Raw genomic sequence first — 21,202 nt, forward strand, 5'->3', positions numbered from 1 at the left:
AGGAACCTTTCTCGTCCTAACCACACTCGCATGACAACCACACACAGGATCTCGTAAACGCACTGCCTGCTGCTGTGTTGCCCCGTGCAACGCTACCCTCAGGCCAAGCATAAGTGTTGAATGGGTCACTGGCCGGACCATTGCGGCGAGTCGGCGCGTTCGTCTGAACCGAAGTTTCGCGGGTCAGCTGGCGCGCTGCGGGGACGACGAGAAGATGGCGTCGGCGTCTGCGGTGGCCGAATCTCCTTTGGTGCGCCTGCTGCGGAACTCGTCCAACGCTGCCGGGAAGCCCTCTTTGGCCAGCGTGTCGACGTTTCGGGCATCAGCCGACTCGAGAAATTCCTCGACGTGGTCGCGGGACACAGCGAGCCGGTCGATCCGTGCCTGAACCTTCTCCATCGCCAGTGCAAAGAGCATCAGGACGGCCGGGAACAGAAGCGCGGCGAGACCTTGCATGAGGACCAGTAAACACAATCGGCTCTCCCAACCGCCAACCAGAAGGCCTGCCTTCACTGACTTGTTACCAAGGCTTACCAAGCCGGTGTCGCGCCGTGACCGACCATTCCGGAAGGTCCTGCGAGGTCTCCGTGGGTCCGGTGTCGTCGACGTGGCTAACCTGAATTGCGTGACCCCACGCAAGACGACCGACGCCACCCCGGTGACGGAGCCGACCACACCAGTCCGCAGCCGACGTGGACGAGGCGCCGGGGTCGAGACCCACCTCGGATTGGTGCGCCGGGCGCGGCGGATGAACCGGAACCTTCAGGTCGCGTTCCCGCATGTCTACTGCGAACTCGACTTCACCACGCCATTGGAGTTGTCCGTGGCGACCATCCTGTCGGCGCAGTGCACCGACGTCCGGGTCAACATGGTGACCCCGGCGCTGTTCGCCAAGTACCCCAGTGCACGGTCCTACGCGGAAGCCGACCGCACCGAACTCGAGGAGATGATCCGGACCACCGGCTTCTACCGCAACAAGGCGAACTCGATCATCGGACTCGGTCAGGCACTCGTCGAACGCTTCGACGGCGAGGTGCCGAGCACGCTGAAAGAGCTGGTCAGCCTGCCCGGATTCGGTCGCAAGACCGCCAACGTGGTCCTCGGTAACGCCTTCGGGGTGCCGGGCATCACCGTCGACACCCACTTCGCCCGGCTCGTCGGCCGGTGGCGCTGGACCGAGGAGACCGATCCGGTCAAGATCGAGCACGCCGTCGGCGAACTGATCGAGCGCAAGGAGTGGACCGACCTGTCGCACCGGGTGATCTTCCATGGTCGCCGGGTGTGCCATGCCCGCAAACCGGCCTGCGGGGTCTGCATCCTGGCGAAGGACTGCCCCTCGGTGGGCGCCGGTCCGATGGACAAGGCAGAGGCCGCGAAGCTGGTGAAGGGTCCCGAGACCGAACATCTGTTGGATCTGGCGGGACTCGCGACGCAGTGAACCCGACCCCGACCAGCGCGGAGGCCGGCCACGGCGAAGACGACTCCGCACCGCCGCCACCTCCCCGACGATCCGGAAGCCGGTTTCCCGCATCGGCGCGCTGGACCATCGTCTTCGTCATCGTGATCCTCGCCCTGGTGGTGGCGATCTGGCCACGAGATCGCGGTGCGGACACGGGTTCGACGTCGAACGGGGCAACGGCCACCGGGCCGAGCGTGTCCGGCCCACGGGCCACCGACGCGCAGGCCGACGACGCCCAGCTGGCACAGGCACGACGCGACGCCGCGTTACCCCCCTGCCCGGTGACCGGTCTGCCGGAGGGAGCGCAGGCGGCGCTGGCCGGTGTGCACGTGCCCTGTCTGGCCGACGGCGCTGACTACGACGCGGGTACCGGCACCGCGGGCAAACCGATGTTGGTGAACATGTGGGCGGTCTGGTGTCTGCCGTGCCGACGGGAGCTGCCGGTGCTCGACAGCTACGCGCAGCGCGCGGGGGACAAGCTGACCGTGCTCACCGTGCACGCGCAGGAGGGGGCGCAGAACCCGTACATGGCGTTGCAGTTCCTCGACGAGAACGGGGTGCATCTGCCGGCGGTGCTGGACACCGAGGCGAAGATCGCCGCGGCCCTCGGTGCGCCGCGGGTGTTCCCGTCGACGATCCTCGTGCGCGCCGACGGCACGGTCGCCAAGGTCTTGCCGCAGGTCTTCGACGATCCCGATCAGATCGCCGACGCGGTGCAGCAGTACCTGGGGGTGACGACGTGAGATCCGAGGACGGTCACCATCCCATCACCGGCCCACTGGTGCCGACCGAACAGATCCCACCGTGGATGCGCCGGCTCACCGCCGACGTCACCAAGGTGACCGAATCCGTGCTCAACCGGGGCGGGGATAGGACCCGCTGGGCGTCGATCCTCGATCGGAACCGCCGCGATGCCGCGGTCCTGGTGCTCCTCGCGGGCAGTTGGGACGAGGCGCGCGATCACCCTGGCGGCCTGCCGCCGGACGCCGAGATCCTGCTCACCGAGCGTGCGCCGACGTTACGTCAGCACAGCGGGCAGGTCGCATTCCCCGGTGGCGGGGTCGACCCCGGCGACGAGTTCCCGGTCGGCACGGCGCTGCGGGAGGCTGCCGAGGAGACCGGGCTGGTCGCCGACGGCGTCGACGTCCTGGCGAACCTGCCGTCGTTCCCGGTACCGGTGTCGGCGTTCGACGTCACCCCGGTGCTGGCGCATTGGCGCGAGCCGGGGCATGTTCGCGTGATGGACACCGGGGAAACCGCCCGGGTCGCGCGGGTCAACCTGCGGGCGCTGCTGGCGCCGGAGAGTCGATTCCAGGTGCAGCGAAATGTACTGGGCGCGCGCGCCTATCGCGGACCGGCGTTCATGGTCGACGGTTTGCTGGTGTGGGGATTCACCGGTGGTCTGATCGCGGCGATGAGCGAGGTCGCGGGGTGGGACGTGCCCTGGGACAAGGACGATGTCCGGCCGTTGGACGCGGCGATCGAGGCGGCCGGGAGTCCGCAGACCCTCGGGCCCGCGGCGGTGTTGCCGGAGTCGATGCGACAGTTCGTCGGGGACGGCGAACACGGTGAGGACGGGCGTCGGTGAGCGGATCCACATGGGTTGACCTCATCGTCCTGTTGATCGCCTTCCTCGCCGCCGCCAGCGGCTACCGGCAGGGCGCGGTGGCGTCCGCGATGGCCTTCCTGGGCGTGATCCTCGGTGCGGTCGCGGGGATTCTGCTTGCGCCCCACGTCATCTCGAACTTCGACGACCAGACCACGCGGCTCCTGGTCGGCGTGCTCATCCTGGTCGGACTGATCATCGTCGGCGAGGTGTCCGGGATGATCCTGGGCCGAGCCGCACGCGGCGGTATCCGGTCGCGTGGGGTCCGTCGGGTCGACAGTGTGATCGGCTCGGTGCTGCAGGTGACCGCCGTGCTGATCGCGGCGTGGTTGCTGGCGATCCCGTTGAGCAGTTCCAGCGAGACCCAGGTGTCGACCGCGGTGCGTGGCTCCAAGGTACTCGGTGGTGTGGACGTGTTGGCGCCGCAGTGGCTGCGCGACCTCCCCAAGGATTTCAGCGCCCTGCTGGACAATTCGGGTTTGCCGGAGGTGATCGGACCGTTCGGCCGTACCCCCGTCGCCGAGGTCGGACCGCCCGATCCCGCTCTTCTGCAGTTGCCGGTGGTCAACCAGACCCGGCCCAGTGTCGTCAAGATCGAGGGCACCGCACCGAGTTGCCGGCAGGCGCTCGAGGGCAGCGGATTCGTCGTGTCGCCGGAACGTGTGATGACCAACGCGCACGTCGTCGCCGGGACGCGTCGGTTGAGTGTGACCTCACCCGCCGGACAGCAGCTGTCGGCGCGGGTCGTGTTGTTCGACAGCGACAACGACATCGCCGTCCTCGACGTCCCCGGCCTCACGGCGCCCGCGCTCGACTTCGCTGACACCGAAGCGCAGACCGGCGACGACGCGATCGTGATGGGCTATCCGGAGGCGGGGCCGTTCGCGGTGAGCGCGGTGCGTGTCCGCGACAAGATCAACTTGTCCGGACCCGACATCTACCGGACCGGGCAGATACTGCGCGAGGTGTACACGGTGCGCGGCGTGATCCGGCAGGGCAATTCGGGTGGTCCGATGATCAACGCCCAGGGACAGGTGCTCGGTGTGGTCTTCGGTGCCGCCGAGGACACCGCCGACCAGACCGGTTTCGTGCTGACCGCCAAGCAGGTCCAGCAGAACTTCGTCGACTCGGAGAACCTCTCGTCGCGAGTCAGCACGGAGTCGTGCGTGCACGCTTGAGCGCGGGCGTCAGGTCGGTGGCTGAGCGGCCGGGTCGAGTTCGAGCAGGCCGACGAGCTTCTCACTGACCGCATCGGGCTGTTCCTGATGGGCGAAGTGCCCGCTGTCATCGATCTGCCGGTAATCCATGTGGGCGGCCCAGCGGTGGCTCGCCGTCATCAAGTGGTCGAGAATGTACGGGTCGTCGCGGCCACGCAGCGCGAGTACCGGGATGTGCAGTCGTTGGTTCATCAGGTCCATGAAGCGGGCGCCGTCGGGACGGAACTGGGAGCGGAACGCCCAGCGCCGGTATTCCAGACTGGAGTGCGCGACGTACGGGATCTGGACCGCCGACCTGTTTCGTTCGACGGTCTCCGTGTAGTCGCCGGTGGCCTGCCAGGCGGCCGACCCGCGGGCGCGGAAATAGTCGGCGATGTAGGCGCCGTCATCGCGGGTCAGGTGCCGCTCCCCGATGCGGGGGAGCTGGTTGTGCAGGAACCCGGGCAGGAATGCCGACCGCTGGGCGGAGTCGCGGAGCACCAGTCGCCGTAGCGCGCGCGGATGCGGTGAGGCGATCACCGCCACCCGGCTGACCACGCGCGGATGCAGCGTGGCCGTGGCCCAGCAGACCAGACCGCCGTCCGCGTGCCCGACGAGTGTCGCGTCGTCGTGGCCGAGTGCCCTGATGAGCCCGTTGGTGTCACCGGCCAGTGTCCAGCCGTCGTAACCGCGCGGTGGTTTGTCGGAATCGCCGTAGCCGCGCAGGTCGACGGCGACCGCACGGAATCCGGCGTCGGTCAGTGAGGTGATCTGATGCCGCCAGCTCCACCAGAACTCGCCGAAGCCGTGCAGGAGCAGGACGAGCGGGCGGTCCGCCAACCCGCGTTCCTGCGCTTCCACGGCGTGGAAGCGCAGACCGTTGGCGCGGACGTCGAAGTGATGCCAGGAGCCGGGGACGCGGACGCTGGAAGGGTCAGGCGGTCCGGCCAAGGCTCACCCCTTGGCGGGGTCGTGGGCCCGCGGCAGTTCCGGGTGTTCGCCCGGGGAGGTCTTCGGTGCGGACTTCGTTCCCGACGACGCCGGATGAGCACCGGGCAGGACCGACGGGACCTCCTTGACGCTGGCGATGGTCTTCTTCGGCCCACGAACCTTTCGGAAGAGGACGTACCCCACGATCGCCATCACCACGGTGATCGCCACCAGGATGAGGAAGACGATCAGGAAAGCCAGCCATCGCGGCATCCAGTTGTCGAGCAGTTCGGCGAGGAAGAAGAAAAAGAAGAAGCTCGAATAGAGAGCCATCACCCCGGCGACGACCAGCAGGCCGGTGCCGGCGCCCGCCTTCTTCGCCTCTCCGACCAGCTCGGCCTTCGCCAACGCGACCTCGGACCGGAACAGGGTCGACACACTTGCGGTCGCGTCCTTGACCAGGTTCCCGATGGTGGGTTCGCCGTTACGGCCGAGAGTGGGGTCCGACAACGGGATGGACGGGATCGACCCGGCCTCCCGATCGGTTGGGCCGTGCTCGTTGCGGCTCACAGCATCCTCCGTAACTCGGTGTCGAGAGCATATGTTGCCATGCCGGGCCGACCGAGGTCTGCTGCCCACCCGGGATGGACCAGAAAGATGCGCCGTCGGACGGGATCGTCCGACGGCGCACTCGTTCTGTGTTTGCGGGGGCGGTCAGGACTTTCGCTGCCGGATCGCTTCGAAGACCGACGGGTCGACCAGTGTGGAGGTGTCGCCGAGTTCGCGCCCCTCGGCGACGTCTTTGAGGAGTCGTCGCATGATCTTGCCGGAGCGGGTCTTGGGAAGTTCGGGCACGACGTTGATCTCGCGGGGTTTGGCGATCGGGGAGATCTCGATGGAGACCTGTTCGCGCAGTTCCATGATCAGTTGGTCGCCGGTGTTCTCGATGCCTTCACGCAGGATGACGAACGCGACGATGCCCTGGCCGGTGGTGTCGTCGGCGGCGCCGATGACAGCGGCCTCGGCGACGCCGGAGTGCCCGACGAGCGCCGATTCGACCTCGGCGGTGGAGATGCGATGGCCGGAGACGTTCATGACGTCGTCGACGCGGCCCAACACCCACAACGCGTGATCGTCGTCGTAGCGGGCGCCGTCACCGGCGAAGTACCAGCCCTGTTCGGCGAAGCGGGACCAATAGGTCTCGCGGAAACGGTCCTCATCGCCCCAGATGCCGCGCAGCATCGACGGCCACGGTTGATCGAGCACCAGATAGCCCTGTTCGCCGGCGCCGACCGGTTTACCCGCATCGTCGACGATGTTGGCGGAGATGCCGGGCAGCGGTTTCATCGCCGAGCCGGGCTTGGCGGCGGTGACCCCGGGCAGCGGGGAGATCATGATCGCCCCGGTCTCGGTCTGCCACCAGGTGTCCACGATGGGGGCACTGTCACCGCCGATGACCTCGCGGTACCACTTCCACGCCTCGGGGTTGATCGGCTCACCCACCGAGCCGAGCAGGCGCACGCTCGACAGGTCGTGGGCGTCGGGGATCTCGCGGCCCCACTTCATGAAGGTGCGGATCAACGTCGGGGCGATGTAGTAGATGGTGACGCCGTACTTTTCGATGATCTCGAAATGCCGGTGCTCGTTGGGGGAGTTGGGGGTGCCCTCGTAGACCACCTCGGTGGCGCCGTTGGAGAGTGGGCCGTAGACGAGGTAGGAGTGCCCGGTCACCCAGCCGATGTCGGCGCCGCACCAGAACACGTCGCGACCTTCTTTGTGGTCGAACACGTAGTGGAAGGTGTAGGACGCCTGGGTCAGATAGCCGCCCGAGGAGTGCACGATGCCCTTGGGCTTGCCGGTGGTACCGGAGGTGTACAGCAGGAACAGCGGGTGCTCGGCGTCGAATGCCTCGGGTTCGTGGTCGGTCGACTGTTCGGCGACGGTGTCGTCCCACCACACGTCGCGGCCCTGCACCCAGTTGAGATCGGGGTCGTGGTTGGTGCGTCGCACCACCAGCACCTTCTCCACCGATTTCGCGGCATCGTCGCCGCTGCCCAACGCCTCGTCGACGGCGGTCTTCAGCGGCGCCGGCTTGCCGCGGCGGTACTGACCGTCGGTGGTGATGACCAGCTTGGCCTCGGCGTCATCGACCCGGCTCCGCAGGGCGCCGGCAGAGAAGCCGGCGAACACCACCGAATGGGTCAGGCCGAGGCGGGCACAGGCGAGCATCGAGATCAGGGCTTCTGGGACCATCGGCATGTAGATCGCTACCCGGTCACCGGCGGTCAGACCGATCGCGGTGAAGTAGTTGGCCGCCTTGGACACCTCGTCCTTGAGCTGCGCATACGTCAGGTCGCGGGAGTCGCCGGGCTCGCCGACCCAATGGATCGCGACCCGGTCACCCTTGCCTGCGGCGACGTGGCGGTCCACGCAGTTGTAGGCGACGTTCAGCTTGCCGCCGACGAACCACTTCGCGAACGGGGCCTCCGACCAATCCAACACCTGGTCGAAATCGGTGTCCCAGTCCAGCCGGCGGGCCTGCTCGGCCCAGAACTCCAGGCGGTCCGCATCGGCGCGGTCATACATCTCGGCGGTGGCATTGGCCTGGGCGGCGAACTCCGCCGACGGCGGATAGCTCTGGGCAGACGAAGTGGTGGCGGGAGACATCGGTGAGGTGTGCCTTTCACTATCGACGACAAGATGGCGTGACGTGTGTTCATGCCGGGTTCTGATTGTGAGGGTAGTCACGTTGGAACCCCGTTGCAGCTGCCTGTCCGCCGGATCGCCGGGTATCCGCGACGAATGGTCCGGTCGGCACGACGAGCGGCACGCTCATTATGGTGGGAAGGCGTGAGTCCCGATCCCTTGGCGCCCCTGCTGGACCTTCCCGGCGTCGCCGACGCCGCCGAACGGGCGCGCAATTCCCTCAGTGCGGTGCACCGTCACCCGGCCAACCTCCGTGGCTGGGACAAGACCTCGACGGAGGCGTCGTGGCGGGCCGGTCGGTCGTCGGCGGCGATCGACGGGGGGAGCGTCGAGCTGCGTCGGGACGGTGACTACGACGATCCGCTGCTGGCCGGCGCGATGCGAGTGGCCCAGGCGCTCGACGGCGACGCCCTCGAGCAGCTCACCGCGGTGTTTCGGCGCGCACCTGCGCAGGCCATCGCCCGTCTGCACATGCTGGCCGCGGCCGATCTCGTCGACGATCCGGATGACCTCGGCAGGCCGAGCGCCGAACCCGGCGTCGCCGAGCGCCTCAACCTGCTCGGCCAGCTGATCACCGGCGCGACGTCGGCGCCGGCGCCGGTACTCGCCGCCGTCGTGCACGGGGAGTTGTTGAGCCTGAAGGCATTTCCCACAGCCAACGGCGTGGTGGCACGCGCCGCATCCCGGCTGGTGTGCACGTCGACGGGACTCGATCCACACAACCTGGGCGTACCGGAGGTGACGTGGTTGCGGCGGCTCGACGAGTACCGGACCCGCTCCGCAGGCTTCGCCGACGGCACGCCGGAGGGGGTCGGCGCGTGGATCTTGTTGTGCTGCGACGCGTTCGAGGCCGGCGCCGCCGAGGCCCGGTCCATCGCCGACGCCGCGCGCGCCGGCTGAGGACCCCACCCAGCGGCCCCTGGGCGTTCGTTCGCCGGTTCGGCCCCGGTCATTTGAGGAGCTTTGCGGGCGGGCGCTGGTTCTGGCCCCGGTCATTTGAGGAAGCTTCGCGGGCGGGCGCTGGTTCTGACCCCGGTCATTTGAGGAGCTTCGCGGGCGGGCGCTGGTTCTGACCCCGGTCCCTGAGGAGCTTCGCGGGCGGGCGCTGGTTCTGACCCCGGTCCCTGAGGAGCCTCGCGAGGTACGAGCGACGCGTCACGAAGGGTTCCGCGCGAAACTTCCAGCGGGGGAACGCAAAACGTGCGGATGAACGCACGGGGGTGGGGGACGGGGTGCTGGACACAGCACTGCGGGCGGCGTCCGTGACCGGTGAACCGGTCAGGCTGCCGCCCGCGTAGCACGGACCCAAGTTACCAAGCGTGCTTGGTTGGGTTGTGGGATCGCCTCGGCGATTGAACGAAGAATCGACCGGTTCGCCCCGGTGTGAACCATTTACGAATTACGGTGCCGTGCAGTTGGATCGAGCATTTTCGGATCGATTCGTTCCGTCGCGCGAACCTGGTGGTCCGTGATGATCGGATCGATTCGTCCGGCTCGACGGGAACTCTTCGCGCTCCCGGTCTACGGCCCGTTGATGGTCACCGGATTGCCTTGTCGACCTACGATTTCGCAGGCGCACAACGCTTTTGCCTCTATGCGGCGCGCTCCGCGTGGGTGCTTGCCGCCCGTGCTGGGAAGTGCTCGGCGTGGGGGTCCGCTCCTTCTCTTCCGGATCGAACGTTGCCTTCCGAGTTTCCGTAACACCTTTTGTACACCGTGACTGCGGTCACATCAAGGGCCTTTCGGACCAACATTCGGTGGTGTTGTTGTGGTATCAGGCGCTGCGATCGCGGTTCCGCCGGTGGAGGATCGAATGCACTCCGACGCCGCTGACCGCCGCCACACCAGCGCCCAGTGCCAGCGCTGCGGCCATGCGCGACGACGGTGTGGGGATGCGTGCGCGCAGCGGGATCGGTCGATGAAAGCTCAGGACCGCCCACCCCTCGTCGACGGCTCGCCGGCGTAGTTGGCGGTCCGGATTCACGGCGAACGCGTGGCCCACGGCCTCGAGCATGGGGAGGTCGGTGGCCGAGTCCGAGTAGGCGTAACACGCGGTGAGGTCATAGCCGCGGACCTGCGCGAGCTCGTTCATCGCCGCGGCCTTCTCGACGCCGTAGCAGTAGAACTCGAGCTCGCCCGTGTAGTGGCCGTCGACGACCTCCATCCGGCTGGCCGCCACGTGGTCGACGCCCAGCAGCTTCCCGATCGGTTCGACCATCTCGCGGCCCGACGCCGACACCAACACGACCTCGTGACCGCGCGACTGGTGGTCGGCGATGAGTTCGGCCGCCTCGGCGAACACCAGGGGATTGACGATGTCGTGCAGCGTCTCCTCGACGATCGCACGGACCTGTTCGACATCCCATCCGCGACACATGTCCGTGACGTGGCGCCGGAGATTCTCGACCTGATCGTGGTCGGCCGCGGTCACCAGGAAGAGAAATTGGGCGTAGCTCGACTTGAGCACCGCACGGCGGTTGATCAGGCCCTCGGCGAGAAACGGGCGCGTGAACGCCAGTGCGCTGGACTTCGCGATGACCGTTTTGTCGAGGTCGAAGAACGCTGCGACCCGTCGAGTGCCGTCAGGCGCCGACGCCGGCTTTGTGGCATCAGACGACTGTGGCGTGGTGTCCGTCACGAGGTCAGACTACGGTCTCGGTGCGCTCGGGCGATAGCCCCCATGCAACGTTGATGCAGCCTGAAAGCGCAGGCAGTGATATGAAAATGTGACCTGGCGTGCGCGTTCGTTGTGGTTGCAATGATCGAAAACCGGTGTGTATAGTCGGCCATAACCGGTTGATACCGGTGCCTTTCAGCCCGACCCCCCGGGGCTGAAACGCGATGACCCCGGCCTCCTCCCCCCCTGGCCGGGGTCGTCCTCTATCTACGGCCGGTTTCGCGTCCGCGGCCGGCGCCGCTTTCCCGCGAATGAGCCGTCATCTGCGCTGACCGGGTGTGGTCTCGCGCCCGCGCGTTGTTCCTCCGCGTGATCCCCGGGAAACCCGGGCCCGGAAGACCTGGACGCTTGACCAAGCACTTGCTAGGTTCACTCCATTCCGTATTCCGGGGAGGGAATCGTCATGGTCGGCGGTATCAAGCACATCCAGGGATTTGCCGCGGCACTGATCGCCGCGTGCGTCATCGCGGCGCTCGGAACCGGCGTCGCATCGGCAGCGCCACGGCAGCCGCTGCCCGAGACGTTCAACTTCTTCTCCGGCATCCCGGCCGAACTGGCCCATCCCGGTGGTTCGCTGCCCGGGTCGAATGACTTCACCTGCACACCGACTGCGCGCCATCCCCGCCCTGTCGTCCTGGTCCATGGCACCGGCGGCGCCCAGCAGACGAACTGGGGCGCGTATGTCGCGATGCTCGCGAACCGGGGCTACTGCGTGTTCGCGCTCACCTACGGGGCATTGCCGAACACGCCGTGGCCCGTGTCGGCGATCGGTGGCATGGACCGGATGGAGCGCAGTGCGGCGCAACTGTCGCGGTTCGTCGACCGGGTACTCGCCGCCACTGGCGCCAAGACGGTCGACCTCGTCGGTCACTCGCAGGGCACGTACATGCCCACCTATTACCTGAAGTACCTGGGCGGGGCGCCCAAGGTCACGAAGTACGTCTCCCTCGCGCCGCTGTGGCGCGGCTCGTTCAGTGGGACGCCGTTCACCAAGATCACCCAGCAGCTGCTGCGGGGTGCGGACATGCCGATCTGCGCGGCCTGCGGGCAGATGACCGCGGGGTCGACGATGAACCGGGCCATCTGGCGCGGAGGCAGTCCGTACGTGAAGGGCATCGACTACACGAACATCTCCACCCGCTACGACGAGTTCGTGGTCCCGTACACGAGTGGTCAGATCCCCGGAGGGCCGGGTGAGCGCGTTCGCAACATCGTCGTGCAGGACACCTGCGCCGATGACCACAGCGATCATCTGGCGATCGCCGGGTCGCGGCGTGCCGCGTACATGGTGCTCAACGCGCTTGACCCGGGGCATCCGGTGCGGGTGCCGTGCGATTTCGTGCCCCCGTTCACCGGCTGAGTGGCCGGGCATCCACAGTTTCGCGAAACTCCACAGATCCGGCCGTCCCGGCGTCGCGGGCGCATCGCGGTCGGATCGACCCGCGACGATGGGTTCGTGCCCGATGAACTCCTCGCCCTGGTGGGCTCCGACCTCCACGACGACGTCGCACGGTGTGCCGCGGCGGCCGGCTATCGAATGCTCACCGCACGGCCCGCCGACTGCCGTCGAGAGTGGCTGCGCGCCACTGCGATAGCAGCGGATGATGATGCCATCCAGGCGCTGGCCGGACGGTTGCCGCCCCGCCGGGACGGCATCGTCGTGGTCACCGGGGCCACTCCGCCCGCCGATATCTGGCGCGCGGCGATGGACCTCGGCGCCGATCATGTGGTGGCATTGCCGGCCGACGAGTCCACCTTCGTCGGCCTCCTCACCGACCTCCGTGCACCACAAGGCAATCCCGCCGGCACCGTCGCGCTGATCGGCGGGCATGGCGGCGCAGGCGCCACCACCTTGGCGGCCGCCGTCGCCCTCACGGCCGCCGACTCGGCCCGTGTGCTGCTGCTCGACGTCGACGAGTTCGGTGCCGGCATCGATCTCGCCCTCGGAGCCGAGAGCCATGCCGGACTGCGCTGGCAGGACCTCACCGTCGAGGGTGGCGCGGTGCGGGCGGAGGCGCTGCACCACGCGTTGCCCCACGTCGATGACCGGCTCTCGGTGCTCGCACCCCGCCGCGACAGTCGTCTCCCGATCCGCGCCGACGCGGTGATCGCCACCATGGATGCCGGGCGTGCCGACGGCGATTTCGTGGTGGTGGACCTGCCCCGTTCCGCCGGCCCGGTCACCGACGCCGTGCTCGACACCGTGGACCTCGTCGTTCTGGTCACCACCGCCACCGTGCCCGGTGTGGCATCGTCCCGAACCGTCGCCGACCGGCTCCACAGCCATGGGGTCGCCACCGGGCTCGCGGTTCGCGGGCCCGCTCCGAGCGGCCTCCGAGCCGCGGAGTGTGCGGCAGCGATCGGCATGCCGCTACTCACCACCTACCGTTCTGATCCCGGATTGCCCGGGCGGATGGACTCCGGCAGACTCCGGGTCCCGGCGCGCAGCCCGCTCGGACGTGCCGCGCACGTCGTATACCGAAAGGCGGATCTCGGTGAACGGGTCTCGGCGTGACGACTGACGACGCCCTGCTCGATCGGGTCCGCGATCGTTTGGCCGGTCAAGCCGCCGAACCGACCGCGGAAGTGATCGCCGACGCCATCCGGGTCGAGTCGCGTGGCATGCTCGGGGACACCGATCTTCTTGCCGCTCTGCGCTTCTTGCAGACGGAGCTGATCGGCGCCGGCAAGCTGGAACATCTGCTGGCCGAACCCGATATCGCCGACATTCTCGTCGTGGGCCCCGACAACGTATGGGTGGATCGAGGAACGGGTTTGCAGCGCACCGGCATCCGCTTCGACGGCGAGGCGGCCGTTCGACGCCTGGCCGCCAGGTTGGCGCTCAACGCCGGCAAGCGACTCGACGACGCGCAGCCGTGGGTCGACGGGCAGCTCGCCGGCGTCGGCCGGCGCGGACACACAGTGCGGCTGCACGCGGTCATACCGCCGGTGGCAACCGACGGCACCTGTATCTCGCTGCGCGTCTTGCGCACGGCCACCAGGAACTTCGACGAGCTCGTATCACTCGGCGCCATCCCCGAGGACACGGTGCCCGTATTGCGTGAGATCCTGCGCGCGCGGCTGGCGTTTCTGATCGTCGGCGGAACCGGATCGGGCAAGACCACATTGCTGGGTGCACTCATCGGGGAGATGGGGGCGAACGAACGGATACTGTGCGTCGAAGACGCCCTCGAACTCGATCCGCCGCACCCGCACGTGGTCAGGCTGGTCGCGCGTACCGCGAACGTCGAGGGCGCAGGCGAGGTCCCGGTCCGTTCGCTGGTGCGGCAGGCGCTGCGGATGCGGCCCGACCGGATCATCGTGGGCGAGGTCCGTGGCGCCGAGGTGATCGATCTGCTCACCGCGCTGAACACCGGGCATGATGGTTGTTCTGGCACACTTCATGCGAACTCGACCGCCGAGGTGCCGGCCCGGATGGAGGCGTTGGCGGCGCTCGGTGGCATGGGACGCGCCGCTCTGCACAGCCAGCTCTCGGCAGCGGTGGATGTGGTTCTGGGCGTCGCTCGCACGCCGGGCGGGGCGCGGGGCCTGTTCGAGATCGGCCTCGTCTCGCGAGACGTGGACGGCCTGGTCCGAATCCGGCCGGTGTGGATGCGAGGCAGTGGATTCACCGCGTCGGCGGCCGATCTCGACGAGCTCACCCACCGCCGGTCGGTTCGATGACCCTGGTGCTCGTGGTGACCGCGTTGGCGGTGCAGTGGTGGCCGGCCTCGCGCCCCGAGTATCGACTCGCCTGCCTGGCCGAGCCGTCGCATCGTCCATCCAGGTTGCCGCCACCGAAGTATCTGGGCGCGGGAGTCGCACCGCTCGTCGCGCTCCCGGTGTGCGGCTTCGCGGCGGCGATCTCGGCGCTGATGGTCTCTGGGTGCCTGGTGTGGCGCTGGCAGCGGAGTCGGCGCTCGGCGGCCCGGGACCGGGAGGTTACCGAGCTGTTGCTCGCGCTGTCGGTGATGATCGCCGAACTGTCCGTCGGTGCACCACCGGCCCGTGCCTGTACCGCGGCGGCACGAGAACTCGACGTCGGGAACGTCGGGTCGCCGGTTGTCGGCGGACTCTCCACAATGGCGGGCCGAGCGGAACTCGGCGGTGACATCATGCCCGGTATCGACGGTGATGACGGGCCGTCCTGGCGTCGCGTGGGCGTCGCCTGGCAGCTGGCCGACCGTCACGGATTGCCGATGATCGAGCTCTTGGAGTCGGTACGTGCAGACCTGCAGGCGCGCAGACAGTTCGCTGCTCGTACACGGGCGGGTCTCGCGGGTCCGCGGGCCACCGCCGCGGTGCTCGCCGGCCTGCCGATCCTCGGTGTGATTCTCGGCGAACTGATGGGAGCACACCCGGTGACGGTTCTGCTCGGAGACGGAATGGGCGGCCTCCTACTGATCATCGGGACCGCGTTGTCGGTGGCCGGGCTGGTGTGGTCGGAGCGCATCACGGACCGGGCCGCCGGCGGATGAGCGTCTCGGCGTTGTTCGCGGTCGTCCTGATGGCGGCCTCGATCTGGCTCTGGCCCTCGCCGCGGTGGTCGCTGTGTCGGGTTGTGCCGCCGACCGACCACCCGCGCCGCCCTCGCTCCGACGATGCACGCCGACCACCGGACGACCCGTTCGCGGTCGCGGCCTCCCTCGACCTCTTCGCGGTCTGCCTTCGGGCCGGTCTGCCCACCGGCGGCACCGCAACCATCGTGGCCCGGTCGGCGCCGCCCGGGCTGGCCGAGCCGCTGGCGGCGACCGCCGAGCTGCTCGCGCTCGGTGCAGATGCCGAGCACGCGTGGCGCCGGCCGGAGGAGCCCCGAGCTCGTGGTGGCCGTCGCCTCGGCAGAACCGATGCGAATACAGCAGGTTTCGATGCTCTGGCCACCCTCGCGCGACGCTCGTCACGCGCGGGGTCGTCGTTGTCCGGTGGCCTCGCCGAGCTCGCCGAGAACACCCGCCGGCAGGCGCACGACGATGCGCTCGCGGCAACGGAACGCGCCGGGGTCGCGATCAGCGGCCCACTCGGTCTGTGTTTCCTGCCCGCATTCGTGTGCCTCGGGATCGTGCCGGTGGTCATCGGACTGGCCGGATCGGTGCTCGCCGGCTGAGCGGCTTGCGACGCGATGAGATTCGCCACGAGGCAATGGATCCGAACGGGCACGGTGTGCGTCTAAGAGGAACAGACGCAGGGTGCGTCGGAAAGAGGTCGAGAACATCATGAAGGACAACATCTTTCGTCGTCCGATCGAGCGGCTCACGAACGAGGTGTGGCGAGTTGTCTCCGACGATCAGGGCATGAGCACCGCGGAATACGCGATCGGCACGATTGCTGCCGCAGCGTTCGGTGCCATCCTTTATACCGTCGTGACCGGCGACAACATCGTCAGTGCACTCACCGGCATCATCGGCAAGGCGTTGAACACCTCGGTTGGCTGAGAGGCCGCGCGGTGAGACGGGTCATCAAGCAGATTCGACGATCGTGGGCGGACGATCGCGGCATGGTCACCGTGGAGGGGGCGTACGCGATCGCGGCGATCGTGACCACGGTGGTGATCGGGGTCGGGGCGGTGGCGGGTGTGACGGTTCAGATCCGATGTACCGACGCCGCTCGGGAGGCGGCCCGGCTCGCCGCGGTCGGCGATGAGTCGGCGCGCTCGACCGCGGCCGCTGTTGCGGGTCGAGGTGCGCGAATCAGGATCGACGATGTGGGTTCGCAGATCGTTGCGGAGGTTCGTTCGGCGGTTCCGCTGCTGCCCGTCCTCGAGCTGTCCGCTCGGGCAGTGGCCGAGAAGGAACCCGACGACGAGACCGTGTCCGGCACGGTCCCCGTCATGGACGAGCCCGACGCCGACCTCTCTGACGAGGAGCCGCCTTGAAACGGTGGAGGACCGATGAGCGGGGATTCGCCACCGTGTTCGGCGCCTTCGTGATCGCGTCGATCACGGCGGTGATCGTGTTGGTGCTCTACGTCGGCGCCGCGGTGCTGGCACGGCATCGGGCGCAGTCGGCCGCCGATCTCGCCGCTCTCGCGGCGGCGCAGCATCACGCGCTCGCCGAACCGGATCCGTGCGCGGCGGGCCGTCGAATCGCCGTCGCTCAGGCGGTCGGTGCCACGATCGAGCGCTGCACCGTCGACGGCGTCGATGTGATCCTGACGGTCGGTGTGCGGGTCGCACTGGGCCCGTTCGGTGTCCACGTCGCGACGGCGTCCGCGCGTGCCGGGCCGGTGGGATGACCCGCCGCCGGGCAGGCAACGGTTCGGCCGATCCGATGAGGTGGTGACCGGTTCACGACTCACCACCGAGTGCAAGGGTGGACGGCTCGTCCATCCGGCCGCCGACCGGGGACGGCAAAAGCATCACAACTGTTGGTGTTTCCGTATTGAATGCACAGGGGAGCGCGGCCACGGACAGCGATTGAAGGGGGAGTCGATGAGTGAACCACGGGTACTCGACGAGTTGGGCTACTACCTGCTGGCCGGCGCCGGCGGTGAGGGTCCCGCGGCGCTCATGGACGAGACGCGGCAGGGTGAGGCGTTGGGCTTCGGCACCGCGTTCATCTCCGAGCGGTGGAATGTCAAGGAGGCGTCGTCCCTGGTGGGCGCCGCGTGCGCGGTCAGCGAACGGATGCAGATCGCCACCGCGGCAACCAACCACAACACCCGCCATCCGCTGATCACCGCATCGTGGGCCACGACGATGCATCGACTCTCCGGCGGCCGGTTCACGCTCGGCCTCGGCCGCGGTATCGCCGCCATGTACGCGGCGTTCGGGGTCCCGGCGGTCACCACGGCACAGATGGAGGATTTCGCCCAGGTGATGCGGCGGCTCTGGCATGGGGAGCTGATCTTCAACCACGACGGCCCGATCGGCAACTACGACCTGTTGTTCCTCGACCCCGACTTCGACGAGGACATCCGGTTGGCCCTGGTGGCGTTCGGCCCGCAGACCCTTGCGTTGGGCGGCCGGGCATTCGACGACGTCATCCTGCACACCTACTTCACGCCGGAAACCGTGCAGCGCAGCGTGAAGACGGTGAAGCAGGCCGCGGAACAGGCCGGCCGCGACCCCGACAGCGTCCGCGTCTGGTCGTGCTTCGCGACCGTGGGAGATCACCTGCCCGAGGAACTACGCATGAAGAAGACGGTCGGCAGGCTGGCGACCTATCTGCAGGGCTACGGAGATCTGCTGGTCAAGACCAACGACTGGGACCCGGCCGTGCTGCAGCGTTTCCGGGAGGACACGGTGGTCACCTCCATCCCCGGCGGCATCGACCACAAGGCCAGCGCCGAGCAGATCGAGCACATCGCCACGCTGATCCCCGACGACTGGCTGGAGCCCGCGGCCACCGGCTCACCGCACCAGTGCGCGGTTCGTGTCCGAAAGGAGTTCGACCACGGTGCCGACGCGGTCATCATGCACGGTGCCACACCGGCCGAACTCGAACCGGTCGTGGCGGCCTATCGTGCCGGCGACGGCGGCGCCTGATCGGCTCTGGTCAACTCTCGTCGTCGACGACGATCCGCTTCGGATAGACCCGACGAGACTGCAACGGCGAGAACCAGATGTGGCCGAAGTCCACCGTGTCGTCACCGAAATAGGCGAGTTCGAAGACCGGTTCGGGGGTGAGCGCGTCCGGGGCGACCGTCATGTAGCGGCTCGCGGCGCGCACGAAGGACGTCCAGTGGACGAGTTCACCCTCGGTGAGAAAACCGCCCGCGATGGCGCGAGCACCGCCCGGTCCCTCGGTGGCGAGGTACACCTCGCCGAGCCCGGGAGTCACCTGGGGTCCGACCATCGCGCTCTGCAGATACCAGTGCGCGCTGCGGACCACGGCGGCGTGGAATCCGCCGCGTTGCGCGGCGCACCAGGCGTAGTGCAGGTCGAGGGCGTCCATGGCGGTGTCGGCGTCGAAGAACACGTCACGTTCACCGATGTTGGCCGGCAGTTCATCGGTGTGCTCGGTCGGTCGTGCGAGCAGGAAGTAGGCGGGTCGCACGGAGGTGATCGTGTGTGCGAAGTCCTCTCGTCCGTCTGCGCGATCGTCAGTCATATGTCGAGTATCGCCGACTCAACAGGGTCAGCACCTTGATCGCGCCGTCTTTGTCGAGTGGATCGTTACCGTTGCCGCACTTCGGCGACTGCACACACGACGGACACCCGGTCTCGCACCGGCAACTGGCGATGGCATCACGGGTGGCGGCGATCCAGGTGCCGAAGGCCGCGAACCCGCGGTCGGCGAAACCGGCACCACCCATGTAGCCGTCGTAGACGAACACCGTCGGCAGCCCGGTGTCGGGGTGCTGGTTCGTCGACAACCCGCCGATGTCCCACCGATCACACGACGCCACGAGAGGCAGCAGTCCGATGGCCGCGTGTTCGGCGGCATGCAGCGCACCGGGGAACCGACCGACCGTGACCCCGACGTCTTCCAGCGCTTCCGGGGTCAGCGTGTACATCACCGCACGCGTGCTCAAGGTCTGTTGAAGCATGTCCAGCTCCACCGAGTCGAGGACCTCCCCGGACAACAGTGTGCGGAGATAGCCGACGACCTGATGGGTGACGTCGACGTCCACGAGCGCCACCGTCAGGTCCCCACACTCGCGGCGTGCCACGATGTCGGTGATCGTCACGTCGGTGGTCTCGCGCGCCGACGTCGTCCAGTCGGGTTCCTCCGGATGCGCCAGTGCCAGACCGTCCGTCAGATCCAGCTCGTCGACGACATACGACTCGCCCTGATGGATGTGCAGCGCCCCGGGATGGACAGTGGAGGGCGCGCGGCCCGAATCGACGGTGCCGAGCAGCTGGGAGGTCGTGGTGTCGACGATCAGCACCTGCCCGCCGATGCCGCCGCGGATGTCGATGTCGGCATGCGGTTCGATGCCCGCGGCCACATACCAGCCGGCCTTGCGTCGTTTCAGCATACCGTCGGCGGCCAGTTCGGCGACCGCATCGGTGGCGTGCCAGGCCGCGATCTCGCTGTCGCGCAAGGGGAGCTCGGCGGCCGCGCACAGCAGGTGAGGCTTGAGGATGTAGGGGTTGGTCGGGTCGGTCACCGTCGTCTCGACCGGGCGTCCCAGCAGGGCGTCGGGATGGTGGACGAGGTAGGTGTCGAGCGGGTCGTCGCGGGCGACGAGGACGACGAGCGAATCGCCGGAGGTGCGTTGACGTCCGGCGCGGCCGGCCTGCTGCCAGAACGACGCGACGGTCCCCGGGTAGCCGCCGACGATGACCGCGTCCAGCCCGCTGATGTCCACACCGAGTTCGAGTGCGTTGGTGGTGGCCACACCGACCAGGTCGCCGTCGGCGATGGCCCGCTCGAGCTTGCGTCGGTCGTCGGCCAGATAGCCTGCGCGGTAGGCGGCCACCCGATCCACCAGCTCGGGCGCGGTTTGCGCCAACAGATGCCGCGCCTGACGCGCGGTGAGCTCCACGCCTCGGCGGCTTCGTTGGAAGCAGAGGGTGCGGGCTCCCTCGACGACGAAATCGGCCAGCAGACGCGCCGATTCGGCACCCGCGGAACGCCGGACCGGCGCCCCGTGCTCGCCGGTGACCGCGGGCAGGAAGTCGGGTTCCCACAGCGCGACGGTCCGTTCGCCGCGCGGCGAGGCATCCTCGGTGACGGCCACGGCGGGCTCGCCGATCAAGCGCGTCAACGCTTCCGCCGGTTCGGCCATCGTCGCGCTGGTGCCGATGACGGTCGGATCGCCGCCGGCCGACCGCGCAATCCGCAACAGGCGTTGAAGAACCAGCGCTGTGTGCGAACCGAATACACCGCGGTAATGGTGTGCTTCGTCGACGACGATGTAGCGCAGGTGTCGGAAGAAGTGCCGCCAGCGCGCATGGCCGGACAGGATCCCGATGTGGAGCATGTCCGGGTTGGTGAAGATCCATCGGGAGTGCGCACGGGCCCACTGGCGGATCTCGACGTCGGTGTCACCGTCGTAGGCGCAAGGTTGCAGATGTGTGAACTCGCGTTGAACATCCTCGCCCACGTCCCGAGCCCGCGTCGCGAGTAGCGATGAGACCGAACGGATCTGGTCGGCACCCAGCGCCTTTGTTGGTGAAAGATACAGCGCCGTGGAATTCGGATCCTTCAACAGTGTGGTCAGAATGGGTAACTGATACGCCAGCGATTTCCCGGATGCGGTACCGGTGCAGAGCGCCACGTGGTTTCCGCGATAGGCCAGGTCTGCCGCGGTCATCTGATGCACCCACGGTTTGTCGATCCCGGATTCGACGAACGCGGCCACCAGCGCTGGTGCGGCCCAGTCCGGCCAGTCCACGAAAGACGCTGTCCGCGAGGGGATCACCGACATGTGTGTCAGCGTCGTCGAAGCGGTCTCGGTCCCGGCCATGCTGCGGCGGAGGAGTTCGGACCCGAACGAGGGATTCTGCATTGTTTGGCGACTCACCTGGTCCACGTCGAAGGTCGACATGGGACCTCGATGTTACTTCGATATGTCCTGACGACGAAAATCGCCAGGTTTTCACGCAGGTTGGTTGGGGTGACTATCGCACGGCGTCCGAACGTGATTGACTAGTGGCGGTCGCAGCTTTCGGGAGGCGCCGGGACTTCCGGTGTTTTCCCGAGATCGTGTTGTGACCGTGGTACTGAAGCTGATTTGGCGGG

General features: G+C 67.9%; 21 protein-coding genes. 14 read left to right on the forward strand and 7 right to left on the reverse strand.

The genetic code is table 11. From position 1 onward, the window contains the following. Positions 1-183: 183 nt before the first annotated feature. Entirely contained in the window at positions 184-456 is a 273-nt protein-coding gene (locus AC4AMJ_RS27175; RefSeq protein ID WP_489897986.1) for a hypothetical protein, read from the reverse strand. A 292-nt stretch (positions 457-748) separates the two neighbouring features. On the opposite strand from AC4AMJ_RS27175, the gene nth reads away from it, so the two are divergent. The 4 genes from nth to AC4AMJ_RS27195 all read left to right on the forward strand — a co-directional run bounded on the left by nth (position 749) and on the right by AC4AMJ_RS27195 (position 4,243). Next, positions 749-1,438: an endonuclease III gene (gene nth, locus AC4AMJ_RS27180; RefSeq protein WP_489918526.1), complete on the forward strand. Its 690-nt coding sequence runs from the start codon at positions 749-751 to the stop codon at positions 1,436-1,438. Beyond that, positions 1,435-2,202, forward strand: coding sequence for a TlpA family protein disulfide reductase (locus AC4AMJ_RS27185; protein ID WP_489916028.1), 768 nt, complete (start codon positions 1,435-1,437; stop codon positions 2,200-2,202). Before nth ends, AC4AMJ_RS27185 begins: the two co-directional genes overlap by 4 nt. Positions 2,203-2,267: 65 nt before the next feature. Continuing rightward, positions 2,268-3,047, forward strand: a complete 780-nt coding sequence (locus AC4AMJ_RS27190; RefSeq protein ID WP_489900669.1) for an NUDIX hydrolase — start codon at positions 2,268-2,270, stop codon at positions 3,045-3,047. After that, entirely contained in the window at positions 3,044-4,243 is a 1,200-nt protein-coding gene (locus AC4AMJ_RS27195) for a MarP family serine protease (RefSeq protein WP_489897983.1), read from the forward strand. Before AC4AMJ_RS27190 ends, AC4AMJ_RS27195 begins: the two co-directional genes overlap by 4 nt. A 9-nt stretch (positions 4,244-4,252) precedes the next feature. Here AC4AMJ_RS27195 and AC4AMJ_RS27200 read toward each other — a convergent pair whose 3' ends face one another. The 3 genes from AC4AMJ_RS27200 to acs all read right to left on the reverse strand — a co-directional run bounded on the left by AC4AMJ_RS27200 (position 4,253) and on the right by acs (position 7,858). Next, positions 4,253-5,212: an alpha/beta fold hydrolase gene (locus AC4AMJ_RS27200; protein ID WP_489916030.1), complete on the reverse strand. Its 960-nt coding sequence runs from the start codon at positions 5,210-5,212 to the stop codon at positions 4,253-4,255. A 3-nt stretch (positions 5,213-5,215) separates the two neighbouring features. Further along, positions 5,216-5,761, reverse strand: coding sequence for a phage holin family protein (locus AC4AMJ_RS27205; RefSeq protein ID WP_489897981.1), 546 nt, complete (start codon positions 5,759-5,761; stop codon positions 5,216-5,218). A gap of 144 nt (positions 5,762-5,905) precedes the next feature. Continuing rightward, positions 5,906-7,858 (reverse strand): acetate--CoA ligase, encoded by a 1,953-nt coding sequence (gene acs, locus AC4AMJ_RS27210; RefSeq protein ID WP_489916032.1) that lies wholly within the window; start codon positions 7,856-7,858, stop codon positions 5,906-5,908. A 183-nt stretch (positions 7,859-8,041) separates the two neighbouring features. Between acs and AC4AMJ_RS27215 the strand changes: the two genes are divergently transcribed. Next, positions 8,042-8,797 carry a Fic family protein gene (locus tag AC4AMJ_RS27215; RefSeq protein WP_489897979.1) on the forward strand — a complete coding sequence of 252 codons (756 nt, stop codon included), beginning with the start codon at positions 8,042-8,044 and terminating at the stop codon, positions 8,795-8,797. An 874-nt stretch (positions 8,798-9,671) separates the two neighbouring features. On the opposite strand, the gene AC4AMJ_RS27220 is transcribed toward AC4AMJ_RS27215, so the two are convergent. Continuing rightward, positions 9,672-10,535, reverse strand: coding sequence for an HAD family hydrolase (locus AC4AMJ_RS27220; RefSeq protein ID WP_489897978.1), 864 nt, complete (start codon positions 10,533-10,535; stop codon positions 9,672-9,674). Positions 10,536-10,977: 442 nt separating this feature from the next. Between AC4AMJ_RS27220 and AC4AMJ_RS27225 the strand changes: the two genes are divergently transcribed. From AC4AMJ_RS27225 to AC4AMJ_RS27265, 9 genes are all read left to right on the forward strand, one after another. Further along, positions 10,978-11,934, forward strand: coding sequence for an esterase/lipase family protein (locus AC4AMJ_RS27225; RefSeq protein WP_489897977.1), 957 nt, complete (start codon positions 10,978-10,980; stop codon positions 11,932-11,934). Positions 11,935-12,030: 96 nt separating this feature from the next. Further along, positions 12,031-13,089: a septum site-determining protein Ssd gene (gene ssd, locus AC4AMJ_RS27230; protein ID WP_489916034.1), complete on the forward strand. Its 1,059-nt coding sequence runs from the start codon at positions 12,031-12,033 to the stop codon at positions 13,087-13,089. Next, positions 13,086-14,258, forward strand: a complete 1,173-nt coding sequence (locus AC4AMJ_RS27235; RefSeq protein ID WP_489916036.1) for a TadA family conjugal transfer-associated ATPase — start codon at positions 13,086-13,088, stop codon at positions 14,256-14,258. The genes ssd and AC4AMJ_RS27235 overlap by 4 nt, the downstream gene beginning before the upstream one ends. Further along, entirely contained in the window at positions 14,255-15,052 is a 798-nt protein-coding gene (locus tag AC4AMJ_RS27240) for a type II secretion system F family protein (protein ID WP_489897974.1), read from the forward strand. Before AC4AMJ_RS27235 ends, AC4AMJ_RS27240 begins: the two co-directional genes overlap by 4 nt. Next, positions 15,049-15,678 carry a type II secretion system F family protein gene (locus AC4AMJ_RS27245; protein WP_489916038.1) on the forward strand — a complete coding sequence of 210 codons (630 nt, stop codon included), beginning with the start codon at positions 15,049-15,051 and terminating at the stop codon, positions 15,676-15,678. The genes AC4AMJ_RS27240 and AC4AMJ_RS27245 overlap by 4 nt, the downstream gene beginning before the upstream one ends. Before the next feature lie 109 nt (positions 15,679-15,787). After that, positions 15,788-16,006: a DUF4244 domain-containing protein gene (locus AC4AMJ_RS27250; protein WP_489916040.1), complete on the forward strand. Its 219-nt coding sequence runs from the start codon at positions 15,788-15,790 to the stop codon at positions 16,004-16,006. Between the two features lie 62 nt (positions 16,007-16,068). Beyond that, positions 16,069-16,446 (forward strand): TadE family type IV pilus minor pilin, encoded by a 378-nt coding sequence (locus AC4AMJ_RS27255; protein WP_489897972.1) that lies wholly within the window; start codon positions 16,069-16,071, stop codon positions 16,444-16,446. Continuing rightward, positions 16,443-16,805 (forward strand): Rv3654c family TadE-like protein, encoded by a 363-nt coding sequence (locus AC4AMJ_RS27260; protein WP_489897971.1) that lies wholly within the window; start codon positions 16,443-16,445, stop codon positions 16,803-16,805. The genes AC4AMJ_RS27255 and AC4AMJ_RS27260 overlap by 4 nt, the downstream gene beginning before the upstream one ends. A 196-nt stretch (positions 16,806-17,001) precedes the next feature. Continuing rightward, positions 17,002-18,057 carry a TIGR03857 family LLM class F420-dependent oxidoreductase gene (locus AC4AMJ_RS27265; protein ID WP_489916042.1) on the forward strand — a complete coding sequence of 352 codons (1,056 nt, stop codon included), beginning with the start codon at positions 17,002-17,004 and terminating at the stop codon, positions 18,055-18,057. A gap of 10 nt (positions 18,058-18,067) precedes the next feature. Here AC4AMJ_RS27265 and AC4AMJ_RS27270 read toward each other — a convergent pair whose 3' ends face one another. Beyond that, positions 18,068-18,622, reverse strand: a complete 555-nt coding sequence (locus AC4AMJ_RS27270) for a hypothetical protein (RefSeq protein WP_489897969.1) — start codon at positions 18,620-18,622, stop codon at positions 18,068-18,070. Beyond that, positions 18,615-20,969 carry a DEAD/DEAH box helicase gene (locus AC4AMJ_RS27275; protein WP_489918527.1) on the reverse strand — a complete coding sequence of 785 codons (2,355 nt, stop codon included), beginning with the start codon at positions 20,967-20,969 and terminating at the stop codon, positions 18,615-18,617. Before AC4AMJ_RS27275 ends, AC4AMJ_RS27270 begins: the two co-directional genes overlap by 8 nt. Between the last annotated feature and the right edge of the window lie 233 nt (positions 20,970-21,202).

The sequence above is a fragment of the Gordonia sp. LMA484 genome, from assembly GCF_058129505.1.

Bases quoted from the DNA above. Each gene is read 5' to 3' on its own strand.
- AC4AMJ_RS27245 (WP_489916038.1), top strand. From the start codon at position 15,049: ATGAGCGTCTCGGCGTTGTTCGCGGTCGTCCTGATGGCGGCCTCGATC.
- acs (WP_489916032.1), bottom strand. From the start codon at position 7,858: ATGTCTCCCGCCACCACTTCGTCTGCCCAGAGCTATCCGCCGTCGGCG.
- AC4AMJ_RS27190 (WP_489900669.1), top strand. From the start codon at position 2,268: ATGCGCCGGCTCACCGCCGACGTCACCAAGGTGACCGAATCCGTGCTC.
- nth (WP_489918526.1), top strand. From the start codon at position 749: ATGAACCGGAACCTTCAGGTCGCGTTCCCGCATGTCTACTGCGAACTC.
- AC4AMJ_RS27225 (WP_489897977.1), top strand. From the start codon at position 10,978: ATGGTCGGCGGTATCAAGCACATCCAGGGATTTGCCGCGGCACTGATC.
- AC4AMJ_RS27250 (WP_489916040.1), top strand. From the start codon at position 15,788: ATGAAGGACAACATCTTTCGTCGTCCGATCGAGCGGCTCACGAACGAG.
- AC4AMJ_RS27255 (WP_489897972.1), top strand. From the start codon at position 16,069: ATGGTCACCGTGGAGGGGGCGTACGCGATCGCGGCGATCGTGACCACG.
- AC4AMJ_RS27240 (WP_489897974.1), top strand. From the start codon at position 14,255: ATGACCCTGGTGCTCGTGGTGACCGCGTTGGCGGTGCAGTGGTGGCCG.
- AC4AMJ_RS27265 (WP_489916042.1), top strand. From the start codon at position 17,002: ATGAGTGAACCACGGGTACTCGACGAGTTGGGCTACTACCTGCTGGCC.
- AC4AMJ_RS27275 (WP_489918527.1), bottom strand. From the start codon at position 20,969: ATGCAGAATCCCTCGTTCGGGTCCGAACTCCTCCGCCGCAGCATGGCC.
- AC4AMJ_RS27270 (WP_489897969.1), bottom strand. From the start codon at position 18,622: ATGACTGACGATCGCGCAGACGGACGAGAGGACTTCGCACACACGATC.
- AC4AMJ_RS27175 (WP_489897986.1), bottom strand. From the start codon at position 456: ATGCAAGGTCTCGCCGCGCTTCTGTTCCCGGCCGTCCTGATGCTCTTT.